The sequence below is a fragment of the Paenibacillus sp. FSL M8-0212 genome (assembly GCF_038004645.1).
In the GTDB taxonomy this organism is placed as follows: Bacteria; Bacillota; Bacilli; order Paenibacillales; family Paenibacillaceae; genus Paenibacillus.
Genome location: NZ_JBBORP010000001.1, coordinates 3,339,721 through 3,363,536, shown reverse-complemented (window position 1 = coordinate 3,363,536; position 23,816 = coordinate 3,339,721). Strand labels below are relative to the sequence as shown.

The following is a 23,816-nucleotide window of genomic DNA, read 5'->3' as shown; positions in this document are numbered from 1 at the left end:
CAGCACAAAAACACGCTTTTTTATTCATTTTCTTGTTCTGCTTCAATTAATGGTCATATGCTGTCGCATGATACCTTTTTCACGTACTTTAAATAACTCAAATGTCTCATACCTATTCTAAAAAATTCATAAATATACAGTTCTTTTAGATATGATCCCATGTACCTGATTGTAAGGTTAAACCGCATAATTCCATTATCTGAGAACAGATGATATACAAAGAAACATGACCGGCAAAGCAAGCTTTTGTATACTTTACCACAGTGACGCAATAAATTAAAGATGTAATTATAATTTTCTTCCCACTACAGTCTGCATATTAGGGGAGCTTCTTATGTACTTTGTTAATTCTCTGTAGTCAAAGGGATATCTTAACAGACCATTTTTACATATTGTCCTTGTCTTCTTGGGCAGATTAATTTATAGCTCTAACCAAAAAGGAGGAATTCAAATGATGAAGAAAGGTACAACAATTATTGCTTCCGTGCTTCTGGTGGCCGCGATGGCTGGCCCTGCTGCTGCAGATGGTCATATGTCCAAAGGAATGGATACAACCGGCTCACGTGTCCGGTCTTATCAGGACACCAACTACATGGATCGCACAAACACCAACCTGAATATGGATGGAAACTACCGCAACAATGGTGACTATCGTACCAATAGTGTTCGTGCAAACGCCACAACAACCGACCGTGACAACGGAATGGATTGGGGCTGGCTCGGTTTGCTGGGACTGCTTGGATTAGCTGGCATGCGTAGAAGAGTGACGGATCACAACGAACGTTAACTTGTACTCACGTCACGTTACAATAGCTGCTACGTCTTAGAAGCAACTCATCCACAGAGATACACAGAAGAGCCAAGACCCCTTTGCTATTGAGATAGGGAGGTCTTAGCTCTTTTTTAAATTAACCTGTACTTGTACCTTACATAAAATATTATATAAAATAACTGCTAATTCTTACGTTAATATAAATAAAAAAGCCTCTGCATCTGCAAAGGCTCTTTCATTATGTCCTGTAAGCGGGTGATGGGAATCGAACCCACGCTATTAGCTTGGAAGGCTAAAGTTCTACCATTGAACTACACCCGCATAAATAGAAATCGGGATGACACGATTTGAACATGCGACCCCCTGGTCCCAAACCAGGTGCTCTACCAAGCTGAGCTACATCCCGATACTAAAAAAATAATGGCGCGCCCTGAGAGATTCGAACTCCCGGCCTTTTGATTCGTAGTCAAACGCTCTATCCAGCTGAGCTAAGGGCGCAAAATATTGGAGCGGAAGACGGGAATCGAACCCGCGACCCTCGCCTTGGCAAGGCGATGCTCTACCGCTGAGCCACTTCCGCAAATAAAGGATGCGCGTGGAGGGACTTGAACCCCCACGTCAAAGACGCTAGATCCTAAGTCTAGTGCGTCTGCCAATTCCGCCACACGCGCATATGATGGTGAGTCATGAAGGGCTCGAACCTTCGACACCCTGATTAAAAGTCAGGTGCTCTACCAACTGAGCTAATGACTCATACTAAAATGGCTGGGGATATAGGATTTGAACCTATGCATGACGGAGTCAAAGTCCGTTGCCTTACCGCTTGGCTAATCCCCAATAAAATAATATGGTGGAGGCTGAGGGGATCGAACCCCCGACCCTCTGCTTGTAAGGCAGATGCTCTCCCAGCTGAGCTAAGCCTCCAACTATATGACCCGTAGGGGATTCGAACCCCTGTTACCTCCGTGAAAGGGAGGTGTCTTAACCCCTTGACCAACGGGCCCCATTTCCAAAGCTCTCAACCGGGATCGAACCGGTGACCTCATCCTTACCATGGATGCACTCTACCTACTGAGCTATGAGAGCAAATGGCTCCCCGAACAGGGCTCGAACCTGTGACAACTCGATTAACAGTCGAGTGCTCTACCAACTGAGCTATCAGGGAATAATATGCATTTGCAGGGCAAATGCAATTCATCGTACAACGTCCACATGCAGAGCCTGTTTTCTATGTATGATGAAAGAGTTCGCTTGGCGGCGTCCTACTCTCCCAGGACCCTGCGGTCCAAGTACCATCGGCGCTAGAGGGCTTAACGGTCGTGTTCGGGATGGGTACGTGTGGAACCCCTCCGCCATCGCCACCAAACGCGTAGCTTACATTTCAGAGTGTTGTTCTCTGAAAACTAGATTCGAAACGAAACATGCGAATTACAACTTGCTAATTGGATAAGCCCTCGACCGATTAGTACTGGTCAGCTCCATGCATTGCTGCACTTCCACCCCCAGCCTATCTACCTCGTCGTCTTCAAGGGGTCTTACATACTGGGAAATCTCATCTTGAGGGGGGCTTCACGCTTAGATGCTTTCAGCGTTTATCCCGTCCGTACATAGCTACCCAGCGGTGCTCCTGGCGGAACAACTGGTACACCAGCGGTACGTCCATCCCGGTCCTCTCGTACTAAGGACAGCTCCTCTCAAATTTCCTACGCCCACGACAGATAGGGACCGAACTGTCTCACGACGTTCTGAACCCAGCTCGCGTACCGCTTTAATGGGCGAACAGCCCAACCCTTGGGACCTACTTCAGCCCCAGGATGCGATGAGCCGACATCGAGGTGCCAAACCTCCCCGTCGATGTGGACTCTTGGGGGAGATAAGCCTGTTATCCCCAGGGTAGCTTTTATCCGTTGAGCGATGGCCCTTCCATGCGGTACCACCGGATCACTAAGCCCGACTTTCGTCCCTGCTCGACTTGTAGGTCTCGCAGTCAAGCTCCCTTATGCCTTTGCACTCTTCGAATGATTTCCAACCATTCTGAGGGAACCTTTGGGCGCCTCCGTTACTCTTTAGGAGGCGACCGCCCCAGTCAAACTGCCCACCTGACACTGTCCCCGCACCGGATTACGGTACCAGGTTAGAACCTAGATACGATCAGGGTGGTATCCCAACGTTGCCTCCACGCAAGCTGGCGCTCACGTTTCAAAGGCTCCCACCTATCCTGTACAGATCGTACCCAAATTCAATATCAAGCTGCAGTAAAGCTCCATGGGGTCTTTCCGTCTTGTCGCGGGTAACCTGCATCTTCACAGGTATTAAAATTTCACCGGATCTCTCGTTGAGACAGCGCCCAAGTCGTTACGCCATTCGTGCGGGTCAGAATTTACCTGACAAGGAATTTCGCTACCTTAGGACCGTTATAGTTACGGCCGCCGTTTACTGGGGCTTCGGTTCACAGCTTCGGATTGCTCCTAACCACTCCCCTTAACCTTCCAGCACCGGGCAGGCGTCAGCCCGTATACTTCGCCTTACGGCTTCGCACAGACCTGTGTTTTTGCTAAACAGTCGCTTGGGCCTTTTCACTGCGGCCCCCTCGTGCTATTCACACTACCGGGGCACCCCTTCTCCCGAAGTTACGGGGTCATTTTGCCGAGTTCCTTAACGAGAGTTCTTCCGCGCGCCTTAGAATACTCTTCTCGCCTACCTGTGTCGGTTTGCGGTACGGGCACCATCACCTGGCTAGAGGCTTTTCTTGGCAGTGTGAGATCATGACCTTCGCTACTATAATTTTCGCTCCCCATCACAGCTCAGCCTTACAATGTGCGGATTTGCCTACACATCAGCCTTACTGCTTAGACGGACATCCATCAGTCCGCGTCACTACCCTACTGCGTCCCCCCATTGCTCATAACGGCTTACGGTGGTACAGGAATTTCGACCTGTTGTCCTTCGACTACGCCTTTCGGCCTCGCCTTAGGTCCCGACTTACCCTGAGCGGACGAGCCTTCCTCAGGAACCCTTAGGCTTTCGGCGGATCAGATTCTCACTGATCTTTTCGTTACTCATACCGGCATTCTCACTTGTATAATGTCCAGCGCTCCTTACGGTACACCTTCAACCCTTATACAACGCTCCCCTACCCCTGATGCAAAGCATCAAGCCATAGCTTCGGTGGTGTGTTTAGCCCCGTTACATTTTCGGCGCAGAGTCACTCGACCAGTGAGCTATTACGCACTCTTTCAATGGTGGCTGCTTCTAAGCCAACATCCTGGTTGTCTGTGCAACTCCACATCCTTTCCCACTTAACACACACTTGGGGACCTTAGCTGATGGTCTGGGCTGTTTCCCTTTTGACAATGGATCTTAGCACTCACTGTCTGACTCCCGGAAGTAAGTCTATGGCATTCGGAGTTTGACTGAGCTTGGTAACCCTTGCGGGCCCCGCACCCAATCAGTGCTCTACCTCCACGACTCTGTTTTCCGAGGCTAGCCCTAAAGCTATTTCGGGGAGAACCAGCTATCTCCGAGTTCGATTGGAATTTCTCCGCTACCCCCACCTCATCCCCGCATTTTTCAACATGCGTGGGTTCGGGCCTCCAGTGCGTGTTACCGCACCTTCACCCTGGACAGGGGTAGATCACCCGGTTTCGGGTCTACGTCCACGTACTAAGTCGCCCTATTCAGACTCGCTTTCGCTGCGGCTCCGGCTCTTCACCTTAACCTTGCACGGGAACGTAACTCGCCGGTTCATTCTACAAAAGGCACGCCATCACCCCTAAAACGGGCTCTGACTTTTTGTAAGCACACGGTTTCAGGTTCTATTTCACTCCCCTTCCGGGGTGCTTTTCACCTTTCCCTCACGGTACTGCTTCACTATCGGTCGCTAGGAAGTATTTAGCCTTGGCAGATGGTCCTGCCGGATTCATACGGGGTTTCACGTGCCCCGCACTACTCGGGATCCGTCTCGGAGGGAACCAACTTTCAATTACAGGGCTTTTACCTTCTTTGGCGGGCCTTTCCAGACCTCTTCGCTTAACCGGTTCCTTTGTAACTCCATGTGAGACGTCCCACAACCCCAAAGAGCAAGCTCTCTGGTTTGGGCTTCTCCGCGTTCGCTCGCCGCTACTGACGGAATCACTATTGTTTTCTCTTCCTCAGGGTACTTAGATGTTTCAGTTCCCCTGGTATGCCTCACACTAACCTATGTATTCAGTTAGGTGTAACTGGAAATTACCCCAGCTGGGTTTCCCCATTCGGACACCCCCGGATCAAAGCTTGCTTACAGCTCCCCGAGGCAGTTTCGTTGTTCGCCACGTCCTTCATCGGCTCCTAGCGCCTAGGCATCCTCCGTGTGCTCTTAGTAGCTTAACCATTTTGTTCCGGTTTCGGTCGCTCGCTTCCCTTGTTTTGCTTGCGCAAAGCCAAAAGTCGCTCTCACCCGATACCATCACAAAAGCAATTTAACTACCTTTATAACACTTCACTTGTTTACACAAGATCAGCTTAAAGGAATGTTCTAATTCGCGTTTGTTTCGTTTCGATATCTAGTTTTCAAAGAACAAACTTGTAAATCATTTTTGGTGGAGCCAAGCGGGATCGAACCGCTGACCTCCTGCTTGCAAGGCAGGCGCTCTCCCAGCTGAGCTATGGCCCCATATAAAGTTTAAAGGTATAGATGGTGGGCCCTGGTGGACTCGAACCACCGGCCTCACCCTTATCAGAGGTGCGCTCTAACCAACTGAGCTAAGGGCCCACATTACATATACTATTTGAACCCAAAATGGGTTACGCTTGGCGGCGTTCTACTCTCCCAGGACCCTGCGGTCCAAGTACCATCGACGCTGAAGGGCTTAACGGTCGTGTTCGAGATGGGAACGTGTGGAACCCCTTCGCTATCGCCACCAAACGTTTGAGAGTTTGAGCTCTCAAAACTGAGCAACGAGTGAGTAGTTTGTGCAGCTAAGCTGCTTATTTGAATGTTTCCGTTGCAGGAAACGATTCTCCATAGAAAGGAGGTGATCCAGCCGCACCTTCCGATACGGCTACCTTGTTACGACTTCACCCCAATCATCTATCCCACCTTCGGCGGCTGGCTCCTTGCGGTTACCCCACCGACTTCGGGTGTTATAAACTCTCGTGGTGTGACGGGCGGTGTGTACAAGACCCGGGAACGTATTCACCGCGGCATGCTGATCCGCGATTACTAGCAATTCCGACTTCATGCAGGCGAGTTGCAGCCTGCAATCCGAACTGAGACCGGCTTTGTTGGGATTGGCTCCATCTCGCGATTTCGCAGCCCGTTGTACCGGCCATTGTAGTACGTGTGTAGCCCAGGTCATAAGGGGCATGATGATTTGACGTCATCCCCACCTTCCTCCGGTTTGTCACCGGCAGTCTATCTAGAGTGCCCATCCGAAATGCTGGCAACTAAATATAAGGGTTGCGCTCGTTGCGGGACTTAACCCAACATCTCACGACACGAGCTGACGACAACCATGCACCACCTGTCTTGAATGTTCCGAAGAAAAGGTACATCTCTGCACCGGTCATTCAGATGTCAAGACCTGGTAAGGTTCTTCGCGTTGCTTCGAATTAAACCACATACTCCACTGCTTGTGCGGGTCCCCGTCAATTCCTTTGAGTTTCAGTCTTGCGACCGTACTCCCCAGGCGGAGTGCTTAATGTGTTAACTTCGGCACCAAGGGTATCGAAACCCCTAACACCTAGCACTCATCGTTTACGGCGTGGACTACCAGGGTATCTAATCCTGTTTGCTCCCCACGCTTTCGCGCCTCAGCGTCAGTTACAGCCCAGAGAGTCGCCTTCGCCACTGGTGTTCCTCCACATATCTACGCATTTCACCGCTACACGTGGAATTCCACTCTCCTCTTCTGCACTCAAGTCACCCAGTTTCCAGTGCGATCCGGGGTTGAGCCCCGGGATTAAACACCAGACTTAAATGACCGCCTGCGCGCGCTTTACGCCCAATAATTCCGGACAACGCTTGCCCCCTACGTATTACCGCGGCTGCTGGCACGTAGTTAGCCGGGGCTTTCTTCTCAGGTACCGTCACCTTGAGAGCAGTTACTCTCCCAAGCGTTCTTCCCTGGCAACAGAGCTTTACGATCCGAAAACCTTCATCACTCACGCGGCATTGCTCCGTCAGGCTTTCGCCCATTGCGGAAGATTCCCTACTGCTGCCTCCCGTAGGAGTCTGGGCCGTGTCTCAGTCCCAGTGTGGCCGATCACCCTCTCAGGTCGGCTACGCATCGTCGCCTTGGTGAGCCGTTACCCCACCAACTAGCTAATGCGCCGCAGGCCCATCCCCAAGTGACAGATTGCTCCGTCTTTCCAGTTTCCTTCAGGCGAAGAAAACAACTATTCGGTATTAGCTACCGTTTCCGGTAGTTGTCCCAAACTTGAGGGCAGGTTGCCTACGTGTTACTCACCCGTCCGCCGCTAACCATCAGAGAAGCAAGCTTCTCTTCAAGTCCGCTCGACTTGCATGTATTAGGCATGCCGCCAGCGTTCGTCCTGAGCCAGGATCAAACTCTCCAATAAAGTATTGAAAAGAGCGATAAGCTCATTTTGAATCTGACGAGATTAAAAATCTCATTTGTGCTCCAGTCGATTCAAGCCAAGGCTTGTCTCAACTTTCGCGTTCATTCTGCAAGCAGAATGTTTACTCACTCGTTGTTCAGTTTTCAAAGATCAAACATTCAATTTAGTGCTGTTTTTCATGTTGCCGTCGTTTCAGCGGCGACTTTTATAATATATCATGTTGAAGTTCTCTTTGCAAGCATTATTTTTTCGATTATTTTCAATCGCTTTATTTTAATGCTTGTTTTAGTGAATCGCTCCTAAAAAAGGAACGAAAATTAATTTACCATATGAAATTAGAAAGGTCAACCCTTTTTCGACAAAATGTATGAACCCCCTTTAACAATCTCACATTCTCATGGTTCAGAGGTACAGCACCCGCTAACAAGAGCCGCACCTCACTTCCATTACTGTAAAGCGAATATATGACCAGCTTCAGCATTACGGCTTCGACTTTTTCAGCTTCCCACCTCTTGCATACTTGGACAACTCTTTTGGTGGGGCAAAGCGTGCATACATGCGGAACACAGTCTTATATCGGCTCGCGATAGCATATTTGATCTCTTGGTCAAGACGATTATCACTTAGATCGAAAAGCATCTCATCTAATTCTTTACGCAGCACATAGTCTAGTTCCTTGCATTCCTTCTCGTTAAACAACATACCCAGCATTAGAGTTCTCCTTTTTGTGCATAGCCTCTTTATCACACTTACACAAGTTTCATGCAACACCCCGTGCATTCGCTTTTGTGGGTGATGCTGGAACCCGTTTTATTGTTATGGTCAACTTTCTGAAAATTTATGAATGCCAACCATCACAAAATTTTATCCTCTCACCAGAGTATACGTAAGTGTGCTTTCGATGATTGCTGCAACAAGAAGCAAGATGACAACCCAGAAGGATGCCGTTAACGTCCTATACATGAATGTTCTCCACCGGCTACCCATCGTATTTCGCTTGTCACTTCCAAGTTGTGCAAGGCTTTTGATAACCAGACCACCAAACTTCAGTCCGAAGGCGCAAGCAATAATAATGACCGGAATCTCAATAATGCCATGCGGGAGTAAACCTTTAACCACAATATCATAGAAGCTTGCTCCATAATTCATCGTGGTGTGCACCACAAATCCAAGGACCATCCCATTGATCAGCAGGAAGATGACAGGCAGAATTCCGAAGAATATACCGGCATAGATGACAAGTACACTTTTGATGGCATTATTGAAAAAGATAAACAGAAAGAAGTTCCATTGCACATTTCCCCCCTGCTCCAGCCGTTCACTGACTTCACGTAATCCTCCGATTTGGTTCAATAACAGTTCTTCCAGTGGCCCTGTACTCACCCATCCTGCCCCTATACCAACAGCAAACAAAACTACGGACCAAATTAATGCACTGCGGATGGAACCAAGATCTTTAAGAAATGTACTGAATTTTAACATAATAACCTCCTGTAGAATCTAAAATGATGGACAAACAAGGATCAGTGACGAATAACTGGGCAGTACGAGCATACATTGGAGAGTAAACAAGCATTCTTATGGGAGAGGGGCGCTTATTGAAATGAACTCGTTCTATGTATTTAGCGGCAAAAAGATTAAACGGTACCTGATTGTCCTCGTTGCTGCCATCTTTGCAATCGGTATTATCTATCTGGAGAGAGGCAATGTCTCCGTATTCTCGGAGGAAGCACCATCAGCCGTCTACAGCGTTCCAACCGAGAAGAAGGTAATCGCACTTACCTTTGACATTAGCTGGGGGGATAAACGGACAGAGCCGATTTTGAAAGTTCTTCAGGAGAATAAAGTGCAGAAGGCAACCTTTTTCCTTTCCTCCCCCTGGAGCAAGACACACCCCGAAATTGTTACTGCCATCAAAGAGGCAGGATATGAAATTGGCAGCCATGGTCACAGACATGAGAACTACAGCAGCCTGACTGAGGAAGAAATTCGCAAAGAAATTTCGACAGCTCATAGCATTTTAACCGATTTAACGGGAAAAGAACCGAAATTACTACGTCTGCCCAACGGGGACTTTGACAAGCGAGTGCTTCAGGTAGCCAATAGTCTGAATTATCAGGTTGTGCAGTGGGATACCGACTCCTTGGATTGGAAAAACCCTGGTGTACAGACCATTGTTGATCGCGTGGTTAGTAAAGCACATCCGGGTGACATCGTGTTACTGCATGCAAGCGATTCCTCCAAACAAACGCATGAAGCACTCCCTGTCATTATCGACAAATTGAAAAATCAGGGTTATGAATTCGTTACTGTCTCGGAATTACTGAACCATTCCAGTGTCGAGGGCAAAGAAGTTCGTGACCAAGCCAGTAGTCAATAAGTGGTTGATTGCTAGAGCTACAGCTCGAATACGAGTGTAAAAGTTGAAAAGAGCTAACCAGGTTAGCTCTTTTTGGTATGTTTTTTATGCAAATTGAATTCTATGCTCGGCTTTCTTTCAACTGTTCTGCCTTTCCACTTACACTCCGGTTCGTAGATACATCCACCAGCCTGTGCAATATCAGCATTTGGTATGCATTACATAGGAGCAAGGGAACCACAATAAATATGGTTGCAGCATTTACATCAATACGTAATACGCCGATCGTCTCCACTATGGTGACGGCAATCATGAAGAAGAGTGTAGGTACAAGCGCGGAGAGATGAGTGAGCTTTACTTTAACGTAAGCGGTAACAATTGCAGCTGCCAAAATAATGAGACCTAGCACAATATCCGATATGCGCTCCCGGTCTCCCCCAACAAACAGACGTAAAAACATCACGTCAAACAGGGCTAACACCGTTAATACTACTTGCACGATCTGCCAACCGCGCTTAGGAAATACACCTTTACCCATATAATTCAATATCAGATATGCAAAGAAACCCATTTGTGAATAAACGCTGATCATAACCCCTGATCCAAACAGAATCAGAAGATACAGAAGAAAATCATTCAATCCATTTGTTTTCTCCCCGTTCACCAGCATCATAATCAAACCTGTACCCAATGCTCCCGCGGCCCCAATAAGCAAGGCTGTCCAAAACAGGAAAAACCATTTACGTAAATTCAAATGTTTTCCACCCCCGAGTGTTTATTTTACCAATCTTCTCAGCAAAAAACCATCATCGCTCAACATATTTCCCCCTTTCCCATCACATACTACATCCAGTATCTAATCAAGGAGGGATTGTACACATGAAACGGCCTTTGTGGCAGCTATGCTGTGTCGTACTGGGGCTATCCGTCATGCTTGCCGGCTGCGGTTCAGATCAGAGTTCTTCGCCTCCTCAGGGCAGTTATAAAGAGATGAAAACAATGGTTGTAGATATTTTGAAAAGTGATGAAGGCAAGAAAGCGGTGGAGGAAGCTCTTACAGGTCAAAGCTCATCCAGCGGTAGCAGCGGTTCTGAAGAAGGCGGCGGTTCGGGTGGTGCTTCGGGATCCATTGGTATGAAGATGTTAATGCCTGTGCAATCTTCGGAACAAATACGTATTGCAGTAAAAGATACCATCACAGCTCCCGAATATAAAAAGGAATTCGAAAAGATCATGACCGATCCGCAGTTTGCGGGTGAATTTGCCAAAGTGATCAACGCACAAAGTAAACAACTTCATATGCAATTGATTAAAGATCCCACATATCAAAAGTCTGTTGAAGACATCATGAAGTCACCTGAGGTATCCAAGATGTTCATGGATATGACGAAGACTCCAGATTATCGTAAACAGACGATGACTGTCATGCAGGAAGTGATGCAAAACCCGTTGTTCCGTATGGAAGTACTCACTTTGCTCAAGAAGGTAGTGCAGGAGGAATTGCAACCCAAAGTAGAAAGTGGCGGACAACAAGGGCAAGAGCAAGGCGGACAGCAAGACGGTCAAGGCCAAGGTGGTAGTGATGGCGGAGATGGTGGTAGCAGTGGAGATTCGGGCGGCGGATCATAAACAGTAGGTGTTAATACGCACCACAGATACTGAAAAGCCTGCATCCAAATGGACGCAGGCTTTATTTGTATTTATAACACTCATACCATTAGAATTTGGATTCAATGGACCGGGCAACTTCATCGTAGATAGCCCCTATACGGGAATCTGCTTTGTAAACAGAAGGTGAGAAATCAGGCTCGGAAGGATGATTATCCGGCGTGCCTAATGGAATCTGGGCAAGCAGGCTCGTATGCAGACTTTCCGCAAGTCTTCCCCCGCCACCACGACCAAAGACATAATCCTTCTCTCCGCAACTGCCACACTCATAGTAAGCCATATTCTCAACCACACCAAGTAACTCATGATCGGTCTGAATGGCCATCGCACCCGCACGTGCTGCGACAAAAGCTGCCGTTGCATGCGGCGTGGTAACGATGATTTCCTTGCTCTGTGGCAACATCTGATGCACATCCAAAGCAACATCTCCCGTACCTGGTGGCAAATCCAGTAATACATAATCTAATTCGCCCCACTGGACATCCGTAAAGAATTGACGCAGCATCCGACCTAGCATGGGTCCACGCCAGATTACCGGGTTATTCTCCCGAATAAAGAAGCCCATCGACATGACTTTGACGCCAAAACGTTCAACCGGTTGAATAACGCCATCTTCAACGACCGGATATTCTTCAATCCCCATCATGTCGGGTACACTGAAGCCATAGATATCCGCATCAATTAAGCCCACTTTCTTGCCTTGACGTGCCAAAGCTGCAGCGAGATTAACGGTTACCGTTGATTTACCAACGCCACCTTTACCACTGGCCACGGCAATAAAACGAACACCTGATTCAGGACTTAACAACTCATGTCCATCCAGACCCGCTGCATGACCTTTTACGAGCACTTCGTCCCGATCTGGCTCATTATCGGGTTGTCCCATATTCAGGCTCTCACGATCATGCTCAGAAGCTGCACGCACACGAATATGTACATCCTTCAGTCCGTGCTGGGACAACAAATTACGCGCTGCATCACTCAAGGCTGTTGTATCCTCAGGTCGATTTTCCAGTGTCACTATGGTCAGAGCCACATGATTTTCTTTCACCATAATATCTCGAACCCATTCCAGTTCGGTCAGACTTACTCCCAATTGCGGTTCTTGTAATGGCTGTAATAGTTCAAGTATCTGTTCTTTTGATAACATCAGACAGCACCTCAGCTTTATCTATTGGCATGTAATTAGGTATGCTGATCCAATTATATCATTACCTTTCTTGTTCTGACTAACTTTTAGGCCGTTCTCCTGAGGAATATCTGAGAATTCCATTATAGATCGAAGCAGCTACCTTGCGTTGATAAGCTTCGTCGGCAAGCATACGTGCCTCTTCCGGATGAGAAAGGAAACCCACTTCTACCAGCGCTGAAGGGATCTTCAGAGCCTGTAACAGATAAACCGTATTCACCGTTTTGGCGATTCGATCTGTATTCTCCAGATTACGAACCATCTCTTGTTGAAGCAAATTGGCCAAACCTTCGTTATCCGGATGGTTAGTTGTATAGAAAACCTGGGCTCCACTCCATCGGTTGGACGGGACGCTGTTCATGTGAATGCTAATAAAGAGATCTGCTTGCTTATCCTCTATCCGCCGTACTCTTTGTTTCAGATCTTCCGTCTTGCGTTTGGAGTACCCCTTGGTGTCCGATTCCGCCAGATCCGTATCTATTTCTCGTGTCATAACCACTAAAGCCCCTGCCTGTTGCAAATAATCTCTCACATACAGGGCGATAGACAGGTTGATATCTTTTTCAATAACCCCCTGTTTACTCACCGCTCCCCCATCTGGACCTCCGTGTCCTGCATCAATGGCAATGACTTTACCCGCCATCGGCAAGCTCCAATAACCTGACGTCTTGGCGGAAGGCAGCTCATAGGACATTACCGCCACTAACATGGCCAGCAGACAGAGGCTCAGCATGACCCTTTTAAGTGTTTTTAACCTAATCCAAACTACAAAGTGTTTCCCCATATTTTTACGCATAAAAAAAACCACCTCGTCCCTATAAATGACTCTAATCATCTATATGGGACAAGATGGACAAATATACCGCTAGGACCGGACTTGCTCCGCCATTCCCTCAATCAGCACCTCAGCTACCTCAGGACGTGTAAATTTAGGTGGAGGGCACTGACCGTCACGGAGCAACCCGCGTACTTTGGTGCCGGAAAGCGCCATATGATGCTCTTTATCATGTGGGCAAGTTTTGCTGGATGCCATGTTTCCACATTTGGTACAGAAGAAACTATGTTCGAAGAACAACGGAGTGATCCCCAGTTCCTCTGCTGTAAAGTTAGTAAATATCTCTTGCAAGTTTAACAAGTTCACCAATCTGGAGGGATGCGGCTTGTTTATCGTCAACAGCAAGTGTAATCGGTATACTCCAGACCGTTCCATCAGCGAGACGCATGCGAGACACCACCGAAAGGTAATCTTCCTCATTCAAGAAACCTTAAAGTGGTGAGAAGGCACCCACACCAATCAGATCCAAATCTGATATCGTCCAGCTATTAATAAGCAAAGAGGATAAGTTTTTACTGTCTTGCAACAATTGCTCCCGTTCTTTTCCTTGTACGATACGCTGAACCAGCGTACCTCCATGTGGCAGAATCGATGTCATCTTGTCAGTTCCTTGTGTATCTATTATTTATGAAGGCCACATTCCGTTTTATCATTACCAGACCAGCGTCCAGCACGAGGGTCCTCGCCAGGCATAACCTGACGTGTGCAATGCTCACAGCCAATACTCGGGTAGTTCTGATCATGTAGAGGATTATATACAACGTTATTGTCACGAATATATTGCCATACATCCTCCGTCGTCCAATGTGCAATCGGATTAAACTTCATCAGGCCAAATTTTGAATCATACTCAACCTTCTTGGAGTTTGCACGAGTTGGTGCTTGATCTCTACGAATACCTGTAATCCATGCATCATACTGAGAAAGAATTCGTGTTAACGGTTCGACTTTGCGAATGTTACAGCACGCATTGGGATCAGACTTCCACAACTCTTCACCGTGTTGAGCTGCCTGCTCTTCCGGAGTAATCTTAGGTGACACGCGTACAAATTCAAGGTTGTAGTTCTCTTGCATCTTGTCACGTGTTTCATATGTTTCTTTGAAGTGGAAATCAGTATCCAGATAAAAAATATCTGTGGATGGGCTGATCTTCTGCAACATATCTACAAGTACAACATCTTCCGCACCAAAGCTACATGCAAAAGTGATATTAGGAAATGTTTCAATAGCATAACGAATAATATCCTCTGGACTAGCATGTTCCAGTTCCTCTGCCTTCGTCCGTGCCAATTCTTCTTTCTCCAACAAGTTCATCTGTGAATTTCCCCCATTCTGCATTTCAATACATCTTAAAGCCGACTAATCTAATATGAATTATGTATAGTATAAATCTTTCAATGCGGATGTCAATGCCTGCCATATGGTAAAATAAATCAGTTTTTGCCCATTTTTGATTGTCGCTCTAACACAATATTTTGTTCAATTTATCCATTTCTCAGTTCATGAGACAAAAACAATGATGATGGTCCAAGTCATTGGTCAGATGATAATACATCTCTTCAGCTTGGAAAGTTTTGCTGCTGCTAGGTTTGGACAGTTCTTGCAGGCAAAAGCAGCATTCAAAAATCACTGGTCGATTGAAAATAAGAAAAAGAAGATAAAGTTTCAAAGGGAGCTGAGTGACAACATATATCAATTGATATGTAAGGGACTTTTATCGTTTCCATAAGAAATACTGATGAGACTTGCAGTAAAGAATTAAGTGCAAAACCAGTAAACCAAACGCTTTAAGAAATCCAGCGTAAGCGCCAATTGATGATTTTATAAGAAGGTGTTGATCGTGTGGTGACCGATGGGTAAGCGCAAAATGAATGATCTAAAACGATTAGAAAGGTTCAGTAAGATGTAGATGTATTAACGTACATATTATAGGGCTGTATTGAGGATTGAAAAGGCAATGAAGGAAAAATGCACAAGCATGTGGAGAGACATCAGAGTTATGAGAGCAATTGCAAAACATATATAGTATAAGTGAATGGTCATGAATATATAAAAAAGCCTTTGACCGAGGCCAAAGGCTTTTAATATTAACGTTTGGAGAACTGAGGTGCGCGACGAGCCGCTTTAAGACCGTATTTTTTACGCTCTTTCATACGTGGGTCACGAGTCAGGAATCCTGCTTTTTTCAGGGATGCACGGTATTCCGGATCTGCTTTCAACAGAGCGCGGGAGATACCATGACGGATTGCGCCGGCTTGACCGGAGATTCCGCCACCATGAGCAATAACAAGAACGTCATAGTTGTTGAGCGTTTCTGTCAAGTTCAGTGGTTGTTTTACGATCAGTTTGAGTGTTTCCAAACCGAAGTATTCATTAATATCACGTTTATTGATGACAATGCGTCCTTCACCCGGTACAAGGCGAACACGTGCTACCGAATGTTTACGACGACCTGTCCCATAGTATTGTACTTGTGCCATGAAACTGTCCTCCTTTTAATTAACCGCGAAGTTCGTAAACTTCTGGTTTTTGTGCTGCATGTGGATGCTCAGTGCCTCTGTACGCTTTAAGTCTCAACTTCATTTTCTCGCCCATGCGAGTTTTAGGAAGCATACCGCGAACAGCCAATTCCAACATACGCTCAGGTTTGTTTTTAACCATCTCTTCAGCAGTAGTTACTTTCAAACCACCTGGGTGCATAGAGTGACGGTAGTATTTTTTACCTTGCATTTTCTTACCAGTCAATACGATTTTCTCAGCATTGATGATAACAACGAAATCGCCAGTGTCCACATGTGGAGTGAATTGTGGCTTATGTTTGCCGCGAATCAAAGCAGCTGCTTCGCTCGCCAAACGTCCGAGGGTTTTGCCTTCAGCATCAATGATGTGCCATTGGCGCTCAACTTCGTTAGGCTTCGCCATGTACGTAGTACGCATGAAAAGTTCCTCCTTAAAATGTTCAAAATCATCATTTTCATTTATCTTCGTTCGTTAAGTTATAACTTTAGGTGTTGATGGATTGTAAATTTGATGTGAACCTCTTAATTGGGGCTGTGGGAAAGCCATTAAGAAAACACAACTTTTATATTACATGATAGGCGATTAAATCGCAAGTGTTAATTAAGCTTTTCACTCACCAAATTTAATCTTTTTTGTATTCAAGATCCCAGAGCATTAAACCGCAGCTAACTGCAGTAGGTCCTGCAGCAGATCGATTACATGCAGCAATCATATTCGGTACATCAGAGGCTTTCCGTTTGCCCTCTCCGATCTCCAGCAGTGTCCCAACAATAATACGAACCATATGCTGCAAAAAGCCGTTACCACTCACATAAATGTGAATGACACCCTGATCGCGTGGATGGTCTCTGCACATTGATCGGTCCACTTCCATCCATGCTTCGTATACCGAACGGACATGATTCTCTTTCTGAGACTTGCGTGAAGCAAAAGAGGTGAAATCATACGTCCCTATGAAATGTCGTAAGCCCTCCTGCATTGCCATAATATCAAGCTTCGCATGATGATGATATTGCAGTCTTCTGTTGAATACATCCGGGAATTGATTCGCATTGACTGTATAACGATACGTTTTCTTTTTCGCTGCATAGCGAGAATGAAAATCAGCCGAAACTTCAATCGCATCAATAACGACAATATCGGAGGGTAATCTGGAGTTTAGTGCAATACACCAACGTTCAATCGGGATCTGGGACTCCGTAGGAAAATTGAAGATTTGTCTGCGGGCGTGAACACCTGCATCTGTTCGGCCTGAACCTGTAATTTTAACCTTCTCACCGGTTAAAGCACGAATCGCATCTTCAAGATGATCCTGAATGGTATTCCCACCCGGCTGTACTTGGAAGCCGTAATAGGCAGTGCCATCATAAGTTAACGTCATACATAAGTTCCGCATTATTACCACACCTTTGTTCCATACTATACATATCCCTATCCCGAACAGCAAAAGAAGCCCCTTACGGAGCTTCTATTACAGCACGAATTCCGAAATGAAGAGAAAAAAAGGGTTAATCCAGAATCGTTGATTCTGTCCCCTTTCCTCATCTCATCTGTTTTACGCGCGGTCTACCAGTTCCAAGTAAACCATTGGCGCTGCGTCACCACGACGAGGTCCCAGTTTCAGGATACGAGTGTATCCACCTGGACGCTCAGCGTAACGACCGGACAATTCGCTAAACAGTTTTTGAATTGCATCTTGCTCACCATCGATAGTTTCGCGGCGAACATAAGCTGCCACTTGGCGACGGGCATGAAGATCTCCCTTTTTCGCTTTAGTGATCAATTTTTCAGCAATAGAGCGAACCTCTTTTGCTTTCGCTTCAGTTGTCTGAATGCGTTCGTATAAGAACAGGTCGGTTACCAGGTCACGGAACAAAGCTTTACGTGCGCTGGAATTACGGCCCAACTTTTGGTATGCCATTGTTTTCCCTCCTTCACTTCAAGCACTCGGCTGTCTATTCTTCTGTACGGAGTCCCAAACCAAGTTCCTCAAGCTTCTCTTGAACTTCTTCCAAAGACTTGCGTCCGAGGTTACGGACTTTCATCATGTCTTCTTCCGTTTTCGTAGTCAGCTCTTGCACGGTATTAATACCAGCACGTTTGAGGCAGTTGTAGGAACGAACAGAGAGATCCAGCTCTTCGATCGTCATTTCGAGTACTTTTTCTTTTTTGTCTTCTTCTTTTTCGACCATGATCTCTGCATCTTTCGCTTCGTCTGTAAGACCCACGAAGAGCATCAGATGCTCAGTCAAAATTTTAGCGCCGAGGCTTACAGCCTCTTCAGGACGAATACTTCCATCAGTCCAAACTTCCAACGTGAGCTTGTCATAGTTGGTCACTTGACCGACACGCGTATTTTCCACAGCGTAGTTAACGCGACTGATCGGGGTGAAGATGGAATCGACTGGGATGACGCCGATCGGCTGGTCATCGCGTTTATTCCGATCTGCCTGGACGTAGCCGCGACCGCGATTGGCAAAAATACGCATGTGAAGTCTCGAACCTGGTCCGAGCGTAGCAATGTGCAAATCCGGATTAAGGATTTCCACATCGGAGTCAGCACGGATATCTCCAGCCGTAATTGCTCCTTCGCCTTCAGCATCAATCTCGAGCACTTTCTCCTCATCAGAATGAATCTTAAGCGACAAAGCTTTCAGGTTAAGAATAACCTCCGTTACATCTTCCATTACGCCAGGAACTGTAGCAAATTCATGCAGAACGCCATCGATTTGAACCGAAGACACTGCCGCACCCGGCAGTGACGAGAGCAAGATTCGGCGAAGCGAGTTTCCAAGCGTCGTACCGTATCCGCGCTCAAGCGGTTCTACTACGAATTTCCCATAGGTGCCATCATCGTTGACGTCTACCGTCTCAATTTTCGGCTTTTCGATTTCAATCACTGCAATACCCCTCCTTCAAAACGTCGGTCCTCTATGAAACATTTACCTTCTCTTGCGAAAACATGTAGTAGTATGCCTAAACAACCATTATTAGCAGATTGTGCCGGAAATATACCACACGCAGGGGCAAATCTCATTAGACACGACGACGTTTTGGAGGACGGCATCCGTTATGCGGGACTGGAGTTACGTCTTTGATCAGGTTAACTTCAAGACCAGCAGCTTGCAAAGAGCGGATCGCTGCTTCACGTCCTGCGCCTGGTCCTTTAACCATAACCTCAACGGCTTTCATCCCATGTTCCATTGCAGCTTTGGCAGCAGTCTCAGCAGCCATTTGTGCAGCAAACGGAGTCGATTTACGGGAACCTCTGAATCCGAGGCCGCCGGAGCTTGCCCACGAAATTGCATTTCCGTGAGGATCCGTAATAGTAACGATAGTGTTATTGAAAGTGGAACGGATATGCGCCACGCCAGATTCAATATTCTTACGGTCACGACGTTTAGTACGTACGACTTTTTTCGGTTTAGCCATTTTCTCTTATCCCCCCTTATTATTTCTTCTTGTTCGCTACTGTACGACGAGGACCTTTACGAGTACGAGCATTCGTTTTCGTACGTTGTCCACGAACAGGCAGACCACGACGATGACGAACTCCACGGTAACAACCGATCTCCGTCAAACGTTTAATATTCAAAGAGATTTCTCGACGCAGGTCACCTTCTACTTTGACCTCTTTATCGATACTTTCACGCAATTTGCTGACTTCATCTTCCGTCAAATCACGAACACGAGTGTCCGGATTGATGCCTGTTGTGCTCAGAATTTTCTGGGAAGTCGTTTTACCGATTCCGAAAATATAAGTCAAGGCGATCTCAACGCGCTTATCACGTGGCAAATCCACACCAGCTATACGTGCCATTTTACGCTACACCCCCTTCTTTAACCTTGTTTTTGTTTGTGTTTCGGATTTTCACAGATAACCATAACATTCCCTTTGCGGCGAATGACTTTGCATTTTTCGCAAATCGGCTTGACCGAAGGTCTTACCTTCATGTGAATTACCTCCTCAAAGTTTTGCTAAGCAAAACCCTCTTCGTAAGCATTGACCTTGTTCTACTATTGTAAAACCGGCTTCGAAGCTTTCGCAAGTTTTGCCGGGCAAAACCCGCTACATAAGCTTCACAGTTCATTGCAACTGTCTACTACTATTTACGGTAAGTTATGCGACCTTTTGTTAAATCATAAGGCGACAACTGAACAACTACTTTGTCTCCAGTCAGGATACGGATAAAGTGCATCCGCAGTTTTCCGGAAACGTGAGCGAGAATTTGATGACCGTTCTCAAGCTCAACCTTGAATGTTGCATTCGGTAGCGGTTCGAGAACCGTACCTTCCACTTCAATGACATCTTCCTTGGCCATTAGTCAGTCTCCTTTCTCTTCAGCTTGAATGTTGGTGGATTCCAGAAATGAATGAACCGCGTAACGGAGCTTTCCATTTGTCACCCGACCACTCTCGTTTAAACTGTTCACAACCTCGCTGCTAATCATGGGCTGGAGTTCAAGATGAAGAAGATTCTTCTTCTTAGGTTGATCAAACTTACGTTTGTCTCCATCCGCAATATATACGAACTTACTGTCCGCTATAGCAACAATTACTGCGGCTTGGTCCGCATTGCGGCCTTTACGGATCTTCACAAGTTGACCGAGCTGCGGATTAGACTGACTGTTCATGCCTCATCACCTACGCATTCAGTTTCGTGAAAATTTCCATACCATCTGGTGTAACTGCTACGGTGTGTTCAAAGTGGGCACATAACTTACCATCAACTGTGACGACAGTCCAGTTATCTTCCAACGTTTTCACATACCGTCTACCTACGTTAACCATCGGCTCTATGGCCAGCACCATGCCCGCTTTAAGCCGTGGTCCCCGATCGGGAAGACCATAGTTCGGAATCTGTGGTTCTTCGTGCAGATCTGCGCCTATGCCGTGACCGACATATTCACGAACTACGGAGAACCCTTCATCTTCAATATATTTCTGAATCGCATGAGATATTGTAAACAAGCGAACGTCCGGTTTCACCAGCGCCAGACCTGCGTATAACGAAGCCTCGGTAACGTCCAGAAGACGACGGGCTTCTTCGGAAATACGGCCGACCGGATAAGTCCAGGCGGAATCTCCATGATACCCCTGGTACTGCGCGCCAATGTCAAACGTAACGATATCGCCCTCGTTCAACTTGCGTTTGCCGGGAAATCCATGTACCAACTCTTCATTGACTGAAGCGCACACACTGGCAGGGAAACCGTTATAACCTTTGAAAGACGGCACAGCTCCTTGACTGCGGATATATTGATCTGCCATATGGTCAAGTTCTCCAGTCGTAATACCGGGAGCGATATGCTCTGCCAAGAGACGATGCGTTTCCGCAACAATTCTCCCTGCTTCCCTCATCAAGCCCAGTTCCGTTTCGGACTTACCAATGATCATCAATTAACCTCTCAGTAAGGACACGATTTCTTGAGAAACTTGATCGATATCCTGTTCTCCGTTCATTTGACGAAGAAGACCTTTAGTCTCATAGAACGTGAGGAGTGGTGCTGTTTTGTTGATATACTCGTCCAGTCGTGTACCTACACTCTCTTCATTATCATCAGAGCGTTGATACAACTCACCAGCGCATTTATCACAAATACCTTCCTGCTTAGGCGGATTGAATACCACATGATAAGTGGAACCACAGTTTTTACAAATTCGACGACCCGTCAAACGAGCGAGCAATTTGTTGCGATCCACTTTCAGGTTGATTACATGATCGAGACCTGAGTTCAATCGCTCCAGAATGCCATCGAGCGCTTCTGCTTGCGAAAGAGTTCTTGGAAATCCGTCCAAGAGGAAACCTTCTCTGCAGTCAGGCTGCTGCAAACGTTCTTCAACGATGCCAATGGTTACATCATCTGGTACAAGCAATCCTTGATCCATATATTCCTTGGCTTTCATGCCAATGGGAGTTCCCTGTTTGATCGCGAGACGAAATGCATCGCCTGTTGAAATATGGGGAATACCGAACTCTTTCACGATGACGTCTGCTTGCGTTCCTTTTCCTGCCCCCGGAGGGCCCATGAATAGGATGTTCACGTTATGTCACTCCCTCCAAGACTACCCTACATCAACAAACAGCACAATAGGTGCCGGCAAGTAAATCTTCACTCGACCGGTACCTATTGCCTATTTATTGATAAAACCTTTGTAGTGGCGTTTGATCAATTGGCTTTCGATTTGCTTCATCGTATCCAGCGCAACACCGATAACGATCAGGAGGGATGTTCCTCCAATTTGCGCAGATTGAGGCAAACCAGAAAGTGCCCCTAAGAATACAGGCAGAACGGAAATGACTGCCAAGAAGATGGCTCCGGCCATTGTCAAACGAGTCATGACACGGGTCAGATATTTCTCGGTTGCTTTACCCGGGCGAATGCCTGGGATGTAACCGCCGTTCTTTTTCATATTGTCAGCCATCTGCTGTGGATTCATCTGTACAAAAGTATAGAAGAATGTGAAACCGAAGATCATCACGACATACAGCAACATACCAAGAGGTTTGTGTGTAGTCAGGTTCTGTCCGATCCACTGTGCCCAGAGGCGATCTGCCCAGAAGTTGGCGATGATCGTTGGGAACATCAACAGCGATGAAGCAAAGATGACAGGGATAACACCTGCTGCATTAATTTTCAGCGGGATATGTGTATTCTGTCCACCGTACATTTTGTTACCTACGACACGTTTAGCGTACTGTACCGGAATCTTCCGAATCGCCTGCTGAATGTAAATGACCCCTATGATGATCAACACAATAACAATTGCGATGATAACACCTTTAAGAATATTCATAAACAGTTGGTCAGGTTGAATGAAGTCAGATTCGATCGTTTGTTTGATAATGTTAGGCACCGTAGATAGGATACCCGCAAAGATCAAGATCGAAATCCCGTTTCCTATGCCCTTCTCGGTGATCTGCTCACCAAGCCACATCAGGAATGAAGTACCGGCCGTAAGTACAATCGCGATCAAGATATAATCTGCAAATGTAGCGTTAGGCACCATCTCTGTATTGTACAAGCGGTTGAATCCGATCGACGTACCAAACGCTTGAATCAATGCCAGCCCGATGGTTAAATAACGGGTCAACTGTGCAGATTTCTTCTTACCTTGTTCACCTTGCTTTGCCCACTCCGCTAATTTAGGAATAACGTCCATGGAAAGCAACTGTACTATGATAGACGCAGTGATGTAAGGCACGATCCCGAGCGCAAATATCGAGAACTGGAAGAGCGCTCCACCCGAGAACGTATTGAGAAGTCCAAAAACTTCTTTACCCGCAGAATTTGTCGCTTCGAACACATCTTTGTTAACTCCCGGTACGGGAACAAAGGAGCCGATGCGGTAAATGATCAGTACAAAAAGGGTAAATAATACCCTTTTGCGCAGATCTTCAACCCGCCAGATATTCTTTAGGGTCTTGAACATTAAATCACCTCAGTTGTACCGCCGGCAGCTTCAATTTTCTCAATAGCAGATTGAGAAAACTTGTTAGCTTTAACAGTCAGCTTCACAGTGACATCACCGTTACCCAGGATTTTGATTCCGGATTTAGCGTTTTTAACTACGCCATTCGTCATCAAGAATTCTGGAGTTACTTCAGTACCCGCAGCAAAACTGTTCAGGTCTTCAGTATTCACAACTGCATATTCTTTGCGAGTTGGGTTTACAAAACCACGTTTTGGCAAGCGACGATACAATGGATTTTGTCCACCTTCGAAGCCTGGACGTACTCCACCGCCAGAACGAGCGTTTTGTCCTTTGTGACCGCGACCTGATGTTTTACCTGTACCACTACTTGGACCGCGACCAAGACGTTTACGTTCTTTGCGGGATCCAGGAGATGGTGAAAGCTCATGTAACTTCATCGTTCGTTGCACCTCCTTAAAGATTTGTGGGATTAACCCGT

The 23,816-nt window shown here is 46.6% G+C and carries 23 protein-coding genes, 13 tRNA genes, 4 rRNA genes and 1 pseudogene; 3 read left to right on the top strand and 38 right to left on the bottom strand.

Going from position 1 to position 23,816, the window contains the following annotated elements:
- Positions 1 to 451: 451 nt before the first annotated feature.
- The gene (locus MKX68_RS14965; protein ID WP_338588639.1) at positions 452 to 787 is read left to right on the top strand and encodes a WGxxGxxG family protein; all 336 of its coding nucleotides are present in this window, start codon (positions 452 to 454) and stop codon (positions 785 to 787) included.
- A 235-nt stretch (positions 788 to 1,022) separates the two neighbouring features.
- On the opposite strand, the gene MKX68_RS14960 is transcribed toward MKX68_RS14965, so the two are convergent.
- From MKX68_RS14960 to MKX68_RS14870, 19 genes are all read right to left on the bottom strand, one after another.
- Positions 1,023 to 1,093 (bottom strand) — tRNA-Gly (locus tag MKX68_RS14960).
- A gap of 11 nt (positions 1,094 to 1,104) precedes the next feature.
- Positions 1,105 to 1,178: transfer RNA gene (locus MKX68_RS14955), tRNA-Pro, on the bottom strand.
- A gap of 15 nt (positions 1,179 to 1,193) precedes the next feature.
- A tRNA-Arg gene (locus tag MKX68_RS14950) sits at positions 1,194 to 1,270 on the bottom strand.
- A gap of 7 nt (positions 1,271 to 1,277) precedes the next feature.
- Positions 1,278 to 1,352: transfer RNA gene (locus MKX68_RS14945), tRNA-Gly, on the bottom strand.
- Positions 1,353 to 1,362: 10 nt separating this feature from the next.
- A tRNA-Leu gene (locus MKX68_RS14940) sits at positions 1,363 to 1,443 on the bottom strand.
- A 6-nt stretch (positions 1,444 to 1,449) separates the two neighbouring features.
- A tRNA-Lys gene (locus tag MKX68_RS14935) sits at positions 1,450 to 1,525 on the bottom strand.
- A gap of 9 nt (positions 1,526 to 1,534) precedes the next feature.
- Positions 1,535 to 1,609, bottom strand: a tRNA-Gln gene (locus tag MKX68_RS14930).
- Positions 1,610 to 1,620: 11 nt separating this feature from the next.
- A tRNA-Val gene (locus MKX68_RS14925) sits at positions 1,621 to 1,696 on the bottom strand.
- Between the two features lie 7 nt (positions 1,697 to 1,703).
- Positions 1,704 to 1,775, bottom strand: a tRNA-Glu gene (locus MKX68_RS14920).
- 10 nt (positions 1,776 to 1,785) lie between these two features.
- Positions 1,786 to 1,858: transfer RNA gene (locus MKX68_RS14915), tRNA-Thr, on the bottom strand.
- Between the two features lie 3 nt (positions 1,859 to 1,861).
- A tRNA-Asn gene (locus MKX68_RS14910) sits at positions 1,862 to 1,937 on the bottom strand.
- An 84-nt stretch (positions 1,938 to 2,021) separates the two neighbouring features.
- Positions 2,022 to 2,138, bottom strand: a 5S ribosomal RNA gene (gene rrf, locus MKX68_RS14905).
- 76 nt (positions 2,139 to 2,214) lie between these two features.
- Positions 2,215 to 5,140: ribosomal RNA gene (locus MKX68_RS14900) — 23S ribosomal RNA — on the bottom strand.
- A 207-nt stretch (positions 5,141 to 5,347) separates the two neighbouring features.
- Positions 5,348 to 5,423, bottom strand: a tRNA-Ala gene (locus tag MKX68_RS14895).
- A 22-nt stretch (positions 5,424 to 5,445) separates the two neighbouring features.
- A tRNA-Ile gene (locus MKX68_RS14890) sits at positions 5,446 to 5,522 on the bottom strand.
- A 36-nt stretch (positions 5,523 to 5,558) separates the two neighbouring features.
- Positions 5,559 to 5,675 (bottom strand): 5S ribosomal RNA (gene rrf, locus MKX68_RS14885).
- A gap of 102 nt (positions 5,676 to 5,777) precedes the next feature.
- Positions 5,778 to 7,330 (bottom strand): 16S ribosomal RNA (locus tag MKX68_RS14880).
- The 16S, 23S and 5S rRNA genes sit together here with 13 tRNA genes alongside, the layout of an rRNA operon.
- A gap of 480 nt (positions 7,331 to 7,810) precedes the next feature.
- A complete protein-coding gene (locus MKX68_RS14875; protein WP_017692114.1) occupies positions 7,811 to 8,041 on the bottom strand; it encodes a hypothetical protein in 231 nt (76 codons plus the stop codon).
- A gap of 153 nt (positions 8,042 to 8,194) precedes the next feature.
- Positions 8,195 to 8,812: a stage II sporulation protein M gene (locus MKX68_RS14870; RefSeq protein WP_338588640.1), complete on the bottom strand. Its 618-nt coding sequence runs from the start codon at positions 8,810 to 8,812 to the stop codon at positions 8,195 to 8,197.
- 121 nt (positions 8,813 to 8,933) lie between these two features.
- Here MKX68_RS14870 and pdaB point away from each other — a divergent pair, with 121 nt between their 5' ends.
- On the top strand, positions 8,934 to 9,710 hold the full coding sequence (gene pdaB / locus MKX68_RS14865) for a polysaccharide deacetylase family sporulation protein PdaB (protein ID WP_338588641.1): 777 nt from the start codon (positions 8,934 to 8,936) through the stop codon (positions 9,708 to 9,710).
- A 100-nt stretch (positions 9,711 to 9,810) separates the two neighbouring features.
- Here the strand turns inward: pdaB and MKX68_RS14860 are convergent, their stop codons facing one another.
- Positions 9,811 to 10,443: a KinB-signaling pathway activation protein gene (locus MKX68_RS14860; RefSeq protein ID WP_338588642.1), complete on the bottom strand. Its 633-nt coding sequence runs from the start codon at positions 10,441 to 10,443 to the stop codon at positions 9,811 to 9,813.
- 125 nt (positions 10,444 to 10,568) lie between these two features.
- Between MKX68_RS14860 and gerD the strand changes: the two genes are divergently transcribed.
- The gene (gene gerD / locus MKX68_RS14855) at positions 10,569 to 11,318 is read left to right on the top strand and encodes a spore germination lipoprotein GerD (RefSeq protein WP_338588643.1); all 750 of its coding nucleotides are present in this window, start codon (positions 10,569 to 10,571) and stop codon (positions 11,316 to 11,318) included.
- Between the two features lie 88 nt (positions 11,319 to 11,406).
- On the opposite strand, the gene MKX68_RS14850 is transcribed toward gerD, so the two are convergent.
- The 18 genes and pseudogenes from MKX68_RS14850 to rplO form a co-directional block, all read right to left on the bottom strand.
- Positions 11,407 to 12,507 carry an Mrp/NBP35 family ATP-binding protein gene (locus tag MKX68_RS14850; protein ID WP_338588644.1) on the bottom strand — a complete coding sequence of 367 codons (1,101 nt, stop codon included), beginning with the start codon at positions 12,505 to 12,507 and terminating at the stop codon, positions 11,407 to 11,409.
- Between the two features lie 79 nt (positions 12,508 to 12,586).
- Positions 12,587 to 13,255: an N-acetylmuramoyl-L-alanine amidase CwlD gene (cwlD, locus tag MKX68_RS14845; protein WP_445671074.1), complete on the bottom strand. Its 669-nt coding sequence runs from the start codon at positions 13,253 to 13,255 to the stop codon at positions 12,587 to 12,589.
- 156 nt (positions 13,256 to 13,411) lie between these two features.
- Positions 13,412 to 13,979 (bottom strand): annotated as a pseudogene (locus tag MKX68_RS14840) (hypothetical protein).
- Between the two features lie 23 nt (positions 13,980 to 14,002).
- Positions 14,003 to 14,695, bottom strand: a complete 693-nt coding sequence (locus tag MKX68_RS14835; protein ID WP_091039173.1) for a phosphoadenylyl-sulfate reductase — start codon at positions 14,693 to 14,695, stop codon at positions 14,003 to 14,005.
- 773 nt (positions 14,696 to 15,468) lie between these two features.
- Entirely contained in the window at positions 15,469 to 15,861 is a 393-nt protein-coding gene (gene rpsI, locus MKX68_RS14830) for a 30S ribosomal protein S9 (RefSeq protein ID WP_017692105.1), read from the bottom strand.
- Between the two features lie 19 nt (positions 15,862 to 15,880).
- Positions 15,881 to 16,318, bottom strand: a complete 438-nt coding sequence (gene rplM, locus MKX68_RS14825; RefSeq protein ID WP_024633564.1) for a 50S ribosomal protein L13 — start codon at positions 16,316 to 16,318, stop codon at positions 15,881 to 15,883.
- 205 nt (positions 16,319 to 16,523) lie between these two features.
- Positions 16,524 to 17,297 (bottom strand): tRNA pseudouridine(38-40) synthase TruA, encoded by a 774-nt coding sequence (truA, locus tag MKX68_RS14820; RefSeq protein WP_076216861.1) that lies wholly within the window; start codon positions 17,295 to 17,297, stop codon positions 16,524 to 16,526.
- A gap of 159 nt (positions 17,298 to 17,456) precedes the next feature.
- On the bottom strand, positions 17,457 to 17,822 hold the full coding sequence (gene rplQ / locus MKX68_RS14815) for a 50S ribosomal protein L17 (protein ID WP_017692102.1): 366 nt from the start codon (positions 17,820 to 17,822) through the stop codon (positions 17,457 to 17,459).
- 34 nt (positions 17,823 to 17,856) lie between these two features.
- The gene (locus MKX68_RS14810) at positions 17,857 to 18,801 is read right to left on the bottom strand and encodes a DNA-directed RNA polymerase subunit alpha (protein WP_017692101.1); all 945 of its coding nucleotides are present in this window, start codon (positions 18,799 to 18,801) and stop codon (positions 17,857 to 17,859) included.
- A gap of 136 nt (positions 18,802 to 18,937) precedes the next feature.
- A complete protein-coding gene (rpsK, locus tag MKX68_RS14805; RefSeq protein ID WP_017692100.1) occupies positions 18,938 to 19,333 on the bottom strand; it encodes a 30S ribosomal protein S11 in 396 nt (131 codons plus the stop codon).
- A 19-nt stretch (positions 19,334 to 19,352) separates the two neighbouring features.
- Positions 19,353 to 19,721 (bottom strand): 30S ribosomal protein S13, encoded by a 369-nt coding sequence (gene rpsM, locus MKX68_RS14800; protein WP_062329455.1) that lies wholly within the window; start codon positions 19,719 to 19,721, stop codon positions 19,353 to 19,355.
- Between the two features lie 20 nt (positions 19,722 to 19,741).
- Positions 19,742 to 19,855, bottom strand: coding sequence for a 50S ribosomal protein L36 (rpmJ, locus tag MKX68_RS14795; RefSeq protein WP_003333770.1), 114 nt, complete (start codon positions 19,853 to 19,855; stop codon positions 19,742 to 19,744).
- Between the two features lie 152 nt (positions 19,856 to 20,007).
- Complete coding sequence (gene infA / locus MKX68_RS14790; protein WP_017692098.1) at positions 20,008 to 20,223, bottom strand: translation initiation factor IF-1; 216 nt, start codon at positions 20,221 to 20,223, stop codon at positions 20,008 to 20,010.
- A gap of 3 nt (positions 20,224 to 20,226) precedes the next feature.
- The gene (locus MKX68_RS14785) at positions 20,227 to 20,535 is read right to left on the bottom strand and encodes a KOW domain-containing RNA-binding protein (RefSeq protein WP_091039171.1); all 309 of its coding nucleotides are present in this window, start codon (positions 20,533 to 20,535) and stop codon (positions 20,227 to 20,229) included.
- Between the two features lie 10 nt (positions 20,536 to 20,545).
- Positions 20,546 to 21,298: a type I methionyl aminopeptidase gene (map, locus tag MKX68_RS14780; protein WP_036607191.1), complete on the bottom strand. Its 753-nt coding sequence runs from the start codon at positions 21,296 to 21,298 to the stop codon at positions 20,546 to 20,548.
- Between the two features lie 3 nt (positions 21,299 to 21,301).
- Positions 21,302 to 21,946: an adenylate kinase gene (locus MKX68_RS14775; RefSeq protein WP_340912578.1), complete on the bottom strand. Its 645-nt coding sequence runs from the start codon at positions 21,944 to 21,946 to the stop codon at positions 21,302 to 21,304.
- Positions 21,947 to 22,036: 90 nt separating this feature from the next.
- A complete protein-coding gene (gene secY / locus MKX68_RS14770; RefSeq protein WP_047841120.1) occupies positions 22,037 to 23,335 on the bottom strand; it encodes a preprotein translocase subunit SecY in 1,299 nt (432 codons plus the stop codon).
- Complete coding sequence (gene rplO, locus MKX68_RS14765; protein WP_062836188.1) at positions 23,335 to 23,775, bottom strand: 50S ribosomal protein L15; 441 nt, start codon at positions 23,773 to 23,775, stop codon at positions 23,335 to 23,337. The genes secY and rplO overlap by 1 nt, the downstream gene beginning before the upstream one ends.
- Between the last annotated feature and the right edge of the window lie 41 nt (positions 23,776 to 23,816).

Bases quoted from the DNA above. Each gene is read 5' to 3' on its own strand.
- MKX68_RS14965 (WP_338588639.1), top strand. From the start codon at position 452: ATGATGAAGAAAGGTACAACAATTATTGCTTCCGTGCTTCTGGTGGCC.
- MKX68_RS14875 (WP_017692114.1), bottom strand. From the start codon at position 8,041: ATGCTGGGTATGTTGTTTAACGAGAAGGAATGCAAGGAACTAGACTAT.
- MKX68_RS14870 (WP_338588640.1), bottom strand. From the start codon at position 8,812: ATGTTAAAATTCAGTACATTTCTTAAAGATCTTGGTTCCATCCGCAGT.
- pdaB (WP_338588641.1), top strand. From the start codon at position 8,934: ATGAACTCGTTCTATGTATTTAGCGGCAAAAAGATTAAACGGTACCTG.
- gerD (WP_338588643.1), top strand. From the start codon at position 10,569: ATGAAACGGCCTTTGTGGCAGCTATGCTGTGTCGTACTGGGGCTATCC.
- MKX68_RS14850 (WP_338588644.1), bottom strand. From the start codon at position 12,507: ATGTTATCAAAAGAACAGATACTTGAACTATTACAGCCATTACAAGAA.
- cwlD (WP_445671074.1), bottom strand. From the start codon at position 13,255: ATGTTAGTGGCGGTAATGTCCTATGAGCTGCCTTCCGCCAAGACGTCA.
- MKX68_RS14835 (WP_091039173.1), bottom strand. From the start codon at position 14,695: ATGAACTTGTTGGAGAAAGAAGAATTGGCACGGACGAAGGCAGAGGAA.
- rpsI (WP_017692105.1), bottom strand. From the start codon at position 15,861: ATGGCACAAGTACAATACTATGGGACAGGTCGTCGTAAACATTCGGTA.
- rplM (WP_024633564.1), bottom strand. From the start codon at position 16,318: ATGCGTACTACGTACATGGCGAAGCCTAACGAAGTTGAGCGCCAATGG.
- truA (WP_076216861.1), bottom strand. From the start codon at position 17,297: ATGCGGAACTTATGTATGACGTTAACTTATGATGGCACTGCCTATTAC.
- rplQ (WP_017692102.1), bottom strand. From the start codon at position 17,822: ATGGCATACCAAAAGTTGGGCCGTAATTCCAGCGCACGTAAAGCTTTG.
- rpsK (WP_017692100.1), bottom strand. From the start codon at position 19,333: ATGGCTAAACCGAAAAAAGTCGTACGTACTAAACGTCGTGACCGTAAG.
- rpsM (WP_062329455.1), bottom strand. From the start codon at position 19,721: ATGGCACGTATAGCTGGTGTGGATTTGCCACGTGATAAGCGCGTTGAG.
- rpmJ (WP_003333770.1), bottom strand. From the start codon at position 19,855: ATGAAGGTAAGACCTTCGGTCAAGCCGATTTGCGAAAAATGCAAAGTC.
- infA (WP_017692098.1), bottom strand. From the start codon at position 20,223: ATGGCCAAGGAAGATGTCATTGAAGTGGAAGGTACGGTTCTCGAACCG.
- MKX68_RS14785 (WP_091039171.1), bottom strand. From the start codon at position 20,535: ATGAACAGTCAGTCTAATCCGCAGCTCGGTCAACTTGTGAAGATCCGT.
- map (WP_036607191.1), bottom strand. From the start codon at position 21,298: ATGATCATTGGTAAGTCCGAAACGGAACTGGGCTTGATGAGGGAAGCA.
- secY (WP_047841120.1), bottom strand. From the start codon at position 23,335: ATGTTCAAGACCCTAAAGAATATCTGGCGGGTTGAAGATCTGCGCAAA.
- rplO (WP_062836188.1), bottom strand. From the start codon at position 23,775: ATGAAGTTACATGAGCTTTCACCATCTCCTGGATCCCGCAAAGAACGT.